The organism is Piscicoccus intestinalis NBRC 104926 (genome assembly GCF_001515525.1).
In the GTDB taxonomy this organism is placed as follows: Bacteria; Actinomycetota; Actinomycetes; order Actinomycetales; family Dermatophilaceae; genus Kineosphaera; species Kineosphaera intestinalis.
This window is the reverse complement of the sequence record NZ_BCNQ01000011.1, coordinates 1-5899: the sequence shown is the minus strand read 5'-3', so window position 1 is coordinate 5899 and position 5899 is coordinate 1. Positions and strand designations below refer to the sequence as shown.

The 5899-nt window shown below is 67.0% G+C and carries 3 protein-coding genes and 1 pseudogene; 1 reads left to right on the top strand and 3 read right to left on the bottom strand.

Annotated elements, in window-relative coordinates; translation table 11 throughout:
• Window positions 1–109: 109 nt before the first annotated feature.
• The 3 genes from PINTE_RS03515 to PINTE_RS03505 form a co-directional block, all read right to left on the bottom strand.
• Window positions 110–1999: a DUF2075 domain-containing protein gene (locus PINTE_RS03515; protein ID WP_245642776.1), complete on the bottom strand. Its 1890-nt coding sequence runs from the start codon at window positions 1997–1999 to the stop codon at window positions 110–112.
• Between the two features lie 355 nt (window positions 2000–2354).
• On the bottom strand, window positions 2355–2696 hold the full coding sequence (locus PINTE_RS03510) for a hypothetical protein (protein WP_068426316.1): 342 nt from the start codon (window positions 2694–2696) through the stop codon (window positions 2355–2357).
• Window positions 2693–5119, bottom strand: coding sequence for an AAA family ATPase (locus PINTE_RS03505; RefSeq protein ID WP_068426313.1), 2427 nt, complete (start codon window positions 5117–5119; stop codon window positions 2693–2695). Before PINTE_RS03505 ends, PINTE_RS03510 begins: the two co-directional genes overlap by 4 nt.
• Window positions 5120–5539: 420 nt before the next feature.
• On the opposite strand from PINTE_RS03505, the pseudogene PINTE_RS03500 reads away from it, so the two are divergent.
• Window positions 5540–5899, top strand: a pseudogene (locus PINTE_RS03500) (BPTD_3080 family restriction endonuclease); the annotation flags it as partial.

The following is a 5899-nucleotide window of genomic DNA, read 5'->3' as shown; positions in this document are numbered from 1 at the left end:
TTGCGCGGGCTGGCCACCCGATACGACAAACTCGCCATCACCTACCGCGCCGCCGTCACGTTCTTCGCCATCCTCACCTGGCTACGCACATAAGGGAGACACGTCCTAGCTACTGCCGCATGAGCGAGTGCAGGAAGTCGCGGGTCTGCGGGTCGGTGGAGTAGATCCGCACGCTGCGCATCCCACGCGTGAGCAGCACCTTGTAGACGTTGCGGATGAGCCGGTCGACCTGCCGGTCATCGACGCGTGCGCGACTGCGGAAGTCGGGGTCACGGTTGGCCTCACGCACGATCCGCCAACGCCCGTCGCGCCAGACGAGGTCCGGGCCGATGATGACGCCGGCGTGGTCGTACTCGAACCCTTGCGCCGTGTAGATACAGCCGACCTGCCCGAAGCCCGCCGGGTCCGTCGCCCACAAAGCGGAGGGAGGCGCGCCACCGACCGCACGGTCTCCTCGTAGGTTCCACGGCCGGGACCAGCCGTCGATGTGCACGTCAGGCACAAGAATCCCGTCTGGCGTGGGATCGCTCCAAGGCCAGCAGTAACCGGCGGCCATGCGCGCTGTGTAGCCGTGAGACTCCAGGCGCCTCAACTGCAGTTCGAGTTCATTGGGGGAATCGACGACGTCGACCTCGAACGCGCCGTCGCCTCGCCATGGAATCGGCCCGCCATCAGCCAGTCCGAGTAGCCGCAACACCCAGTCGACATAGAGCCGTGATCCGCCGCAGCGGAATTGGCCGCTGAGGTCAATGCGCTCGACCTGCAGACCGGCGCGGTGCGCGTGGGCCTCGATCTCGTCGGCGGTGCCCTGCTCGCCGGGTCGCACGACCTGATGCTCGTCGAGGAGGAAGACGGGCACACGGGCCGCGGCGAGCAGTTCCTCGATCTGTGGTCGCGCTTGCGCGCGTTGCTCCTTTCGGGTGTACCGGTTGACGGAGGTCTCACGAATTCGGTGGGCCTCGTCGAGAATCAGGCAGTCGATCCCGTTGTGCTCCGCGGTCATGAACGAGTTGAAGTAGGCGAAGAGGTTTCGCACGCGGGGCGCGCGGTGTCCGGCGATCTTGCGGAGGGTTTGCGTGAACGAGCGGGAGCCGGTGGCGTGCATCACCGTGCGTCCGCGCCGCGAGAGTTCACCGACGAGCGACAGGGCGATCACGGATTTGCCGCTGCCCGGACCTCCGGTGACGACAACGGCGGTCTTGGCGTTGGAGCGGTGGGCCCGTTCGACGGCGTGAAGCACGTGCTCGTACGCCGCCCGTTGTTCGTCGAGCAGCACAAACTGCTCCCGCCGCTGAACCTCATCGGCAGCTACCGCGAGCAGCTTGCGCGATGGCGCGGCCGCACTGCCCAGCAACATGTCGGCGGCGTCGCGCCCGTCGGAGTCGGTGGCGAGTCGGCTGCGCAGGAAGTCGACGAACTCGCCGCGACGCTGCCCGGTGAACAACCGGCTGTGCTCGGTCGGACCGAGTGCGAACAGGTCCGCGACGCCGGAGTCGGTGGCGTTGTGCAGGTAGGCGACGCCCGCCAACTCGTGCGGCTGGTCAGACAAGGCGGCGGCGAAGTCGGTCAGGTAGGTGCAGTAGCCAGAAACCTGAAGTCCGGGATGGAGCACGCCTCTGCGGCCGTACGCGCCGACGCGGACCAGCGTATCGCTGTCGTCGAACGACTCCGCGTCGCTCCATTGCTTCAACTCGACGACGACGTACGACGGCTTGCCGGAGCGTGGATGGCGACCGGCCAGCACGACATCCGCACGCTTGCTGGTGAGAGGGAGTTGGTACTCCAGGATCATTTCGACGTCGACCAAGCCGGCATCAACAAGGTCGGCCCGCAACCGCGGGAGGCTGCGCGACCAGGAGCGCCGCTCAGCCGTCGATGCGCGGGCTCCGGTGCGCACGGATAGCTCCTCGGCCAGCAGATCGGCCAGGTGGCTTTCGAGCGCAGACAGCCCCCGAACGGAGGTGCGCAGCAGATGCACGGACAGGTCCCCAGGCAGCACGAAACGGTTCGTGCGGGTGGGGGCATGTCCGGTTCGGAAGCCCGTCGGGCCGCAATGACCTTGTCAGAGTAGCCAGGTCGATGACTCAACAGCGCGCCGGGCTTGGCCCGGCTAGTCGTCGGCCGTCGTCAGCGCAGCGCCCCGAAGGCTGGTGTCGCATCTGGCTTCTCGGCTGAAAGATGCGGCATTGGAACGCCTTAGGGTGCCCCAGCCGAAATCTGCGACCTACAGCAGGTCACCATGCGCATCCTGGCGGCAGCTCCCGGCGGTCTCCACGTTCGACCCAAGCCCTGAGTTTGATGGCCACCGTGAACTTCGTTCCTGAGTGCCTGGTCGGGCACAGGATCGACGACTGTCAAGTCTGGAGAGACCGAACCAGGGCGACCAGATGTCGGCACTCGTCGTCCGTCGGCGACAACTCGTAAGCGTGCTGGTGTGAGGCGCGGGACAACGCGGCCCAAGCGTACTCGGTGCGGGCGGCCAGCTGCGGCTGTCGGCGATGGTAGGCGGCTTCGAGGCACGACAGCTGGGTGCGCATGGACGCTTCGCCGACCTCGTAGCCGGCGTCGCGGAGGAGGTCTCGAACGATGTACTCCAAGCCCGCCCTCGCGAGCCAGCAGACCGACCGATTGCGGTGAGCTGCGGCTTCACCACCGGTACAGAGCAGCCGCTGCGCCTGATCCAACCAGTCGCTCATCGGCCGGCCTTGACGTCTTCGAGCACGCGCTCGGTAGCGCGACAGGCATCCATCGGATCGCCCCTCAAACCCTGGTGCACACCCGAAGAGCAGACGCCGAGAACGAAACTGCGCTCTCCGCGCCGGGCCAGCCACGCATCCAGGCTGCGATCCTCGCCGTACAGGCCCAGCGCCAACCGACGGGATGTCGTGTGCGCGGAGTTCCAGGCGTCCTCCAGGTCGGCGTGGGAGTCGCCGTATCGGAGGCGCTCATTGAAGTACCGATCCCGCGCCTGCGCCTCAACCGCGAAGCGCAGCATCGACGGCAGCAGTCGCCTGAGGGTCTCGATGGGCAGCTTGGGGTCCCTGGCCATGCCGAAGGCATCCGACAGGTAGCGCGCGGCCGGGTCTTGCGAGACCTCGAAGGTGACGACCGACCCCTCCCCGCGGGTGACCTCGACGATCGTCGCGTCCACGGTCCCGCGACGGACAGCGGCGGCCAGTCGATCGTCGTGCGAGAAGACGATCACCTGCCGAGTGCGGGCGATCTCGGCGAGCACCTCGACGAGGCCGTCGACCTTGGCCGGGTCCATCGCCTGCACCGGGTCATCGAGGATGACGAAGCGGAATGGGCTCTCCGGCAGCGTGGCTCGGGGCAGGAACAGCGCGAGCGCCAGCGCGTGCAGTTCTCCCTGACTCAGTACTGCCAGACCGGCACCGGGCTGGTCGTCCACGGAGGACAGGATGTCCACCCGCCGTCGTGTGGTCGTACCGGCCAGGGTCAGACCGGTGAAGTCGACGTTGCTGTGCTGCCGGAGCATGTTCCAGATCTCCGTCGCTCGGTCGGCGATGGGACGGATCCGGTCGTTCTTGATCGCGATGTCGTTGTCCTTGAGCCACCGGAGCGCGTGCTTGGCCTCGTCCGCCTCCGGTTTCGCCTGCGTCCAGGCGGCGAGGCGTTCGGCGTGGGCCGCGACGCGCGCGGCCAACGGCGTCCAGGCCGCATCGCGCTCCCTCAGCTCGGCCGATACCGCTTGCTGTAGGCGGGTCAAGGACTCGCGCAGGAGTTGAGACATATGCTCCAGGTGCTCGGCGAGGTCGAGGTCGTCGTCGGGCAATGTCGACCACTCGTGCCACGCCTCGACGACGCCGTCGCGTGCCGGACGCAAAGACTCGGGCAGATCCATCCGGGTGCACTCGGGCAGGGGCGTGATGAGTCGAGTCGCAGTCTCTCGGGCCTGTCGCAATTCCGTGCTGGCGGCGTGCAGGTTAACCAGATGTTCGTCGACATCGTGCAACTGACGGCGCAGGTCGTCGACGACGACCGCATCGAGGTGCCCCTGCCCGCATACGGGACACGATTCGTCTCCCGCACGATCATGGAGTGACACAGCGGCCTCCCAGACCTGGCGCCGCAGCTGGAGCGTTTCCAGATGCTCATCACCGGCGCGCGACATCGCCTGCACGGCTGCCCGGAGTCGTTTCGCGGCTTCCGTAACGACCTCGCCGTCGGGCAAAGACAGATGGAGCAACCGGTTCAGTCCGTCGACCTCGTCGCGATCGCCTCCGGGTCCCCCCGTGGCGAGGGATCTGAGTGCTTCAATGTCGGGTTTGGAGGACGAGACAAGCTTTCGAGCCCGGATCGCTCGCACGTCGTCGCTGGCGGCAAGGTCAGCCACGAGCGACCGCTTGTGCTCCCGGACAGCGACCTCGGGTGCGCGCAGGCTCTTGCAGTGCGCGTCGAGCCGCTTGATCGCGTCACCGATCTCCTCCAGACCAAGCACGTTGGACAGCGCGTCATAGAGCCTGCTGGGCTCGGCCACCAGGAGCGCGCCCAGCTCTTCATAGCTGAGCATCGGCCGATACGTCTCCAGTGCCGCGGTCCACCCCAGGCCGTCGAGGCTCGCCTCCTGTTTCTGGCCCTTCCGCTGCAGCCGCACGTCTGCGGTGGACACATCCTCGGCCTCCTGAGGCCAGGTCACCCGAATCCAGGTCTCGCCCTGCCCCTCCTCCGCGATTTTCACGGTGATCCGCGGGTCGGCTCCGTCGTGGAGGTTTCGCCAGCCCTGCGACCACAACACGGAGGGCTTGCCCTTCCAGCGGTACGTCGTGCGGGTCAAGGCCATCTCGAGCGCCTCGGCGACGCTCGATTTGCCGGAGCCATTCCGACCTGCGACGACGGTCAAGCCGGGATCGGGGCGAAAAGAGAGGGTCGCCTCCGGTCCGATCCCGCGAAAGCCCGCCACCGATATCGCGGACAGGAAGGCGCCGGCGGGTTCCACGCAGCTGACTTCGGCCGGCGCCCCGGAGGGTGGGACGAAGCCCGCCAGGTCTGCGAGCGCAGCGTCTCCTTCGATGGCGGCCAGGACAAGCAGCTTGGCCTCGTCCGAGAGGCTGTCGGACACATCGACACGTTCGCCGATGAGCTGGCTGACCTCACTCATCGACGCCCTCCTCCGTCTGTGGATCCCATCGACGCCTCACCAGACCGATGAAGTCCTCTCGTCGAAGTTCGACCTGCCGCCTCGAGCTGCCGATCGAGTTCTCCAGGCTTGGACCCTCTCCTATCGGTCGGCTGGGGGAGCCGGAGGGGTTACGACTACCGCGAGGCCGCCCCGAGGGCGGTTCGGCTTACGACCGAGGGTATTCCGTCGATCAAGACAGGAGGGGCCACCATCTCGGTCGGTGCGGCTGCGTCAGGGCCTCGATCGGGACCGTGACCCGCTCCGTCACGGGTGTGCCACTGGGACGGCACGCCCACCTGACGCGGCCCCGATTCCGGGCACTGTTGTCGCCCGGCCGCATCACCTGCGGGTCTTCGCGAGATAGGCTCACTCAGAAGGTAGTTCGAGGAGGTCCGAGCGGTGACTGTAGGGGGAAGGGCGACCGCCACGCTCGACGATCCGGTCTTGAACGGGCCATACGACGAGCCGTCGCGCTACTTCGAGATCGGACCCAAGGGGCCCACCGGACAGGTCCTTAAGGGTCGCCGACCAAGCGAGTCCTTCGTGCCGGTGGCACCGGTGAAGAAGCGGGGTCGCCAGCCCAAGAACGCCCCCGCTCAGGTGGCCTATCAGGGTGACCAGCTGCAGCTGGCGCTGCAGGAAGAGATCGTCCAGCAAAACACCCTGATCAATGGGCTCCGGCGTGATGTGCAGGTGTGGCGCACGACCGGGTACCCGCATGTAACGTCGACGAGCCTGAAGTTGCTACGACACTGGGCC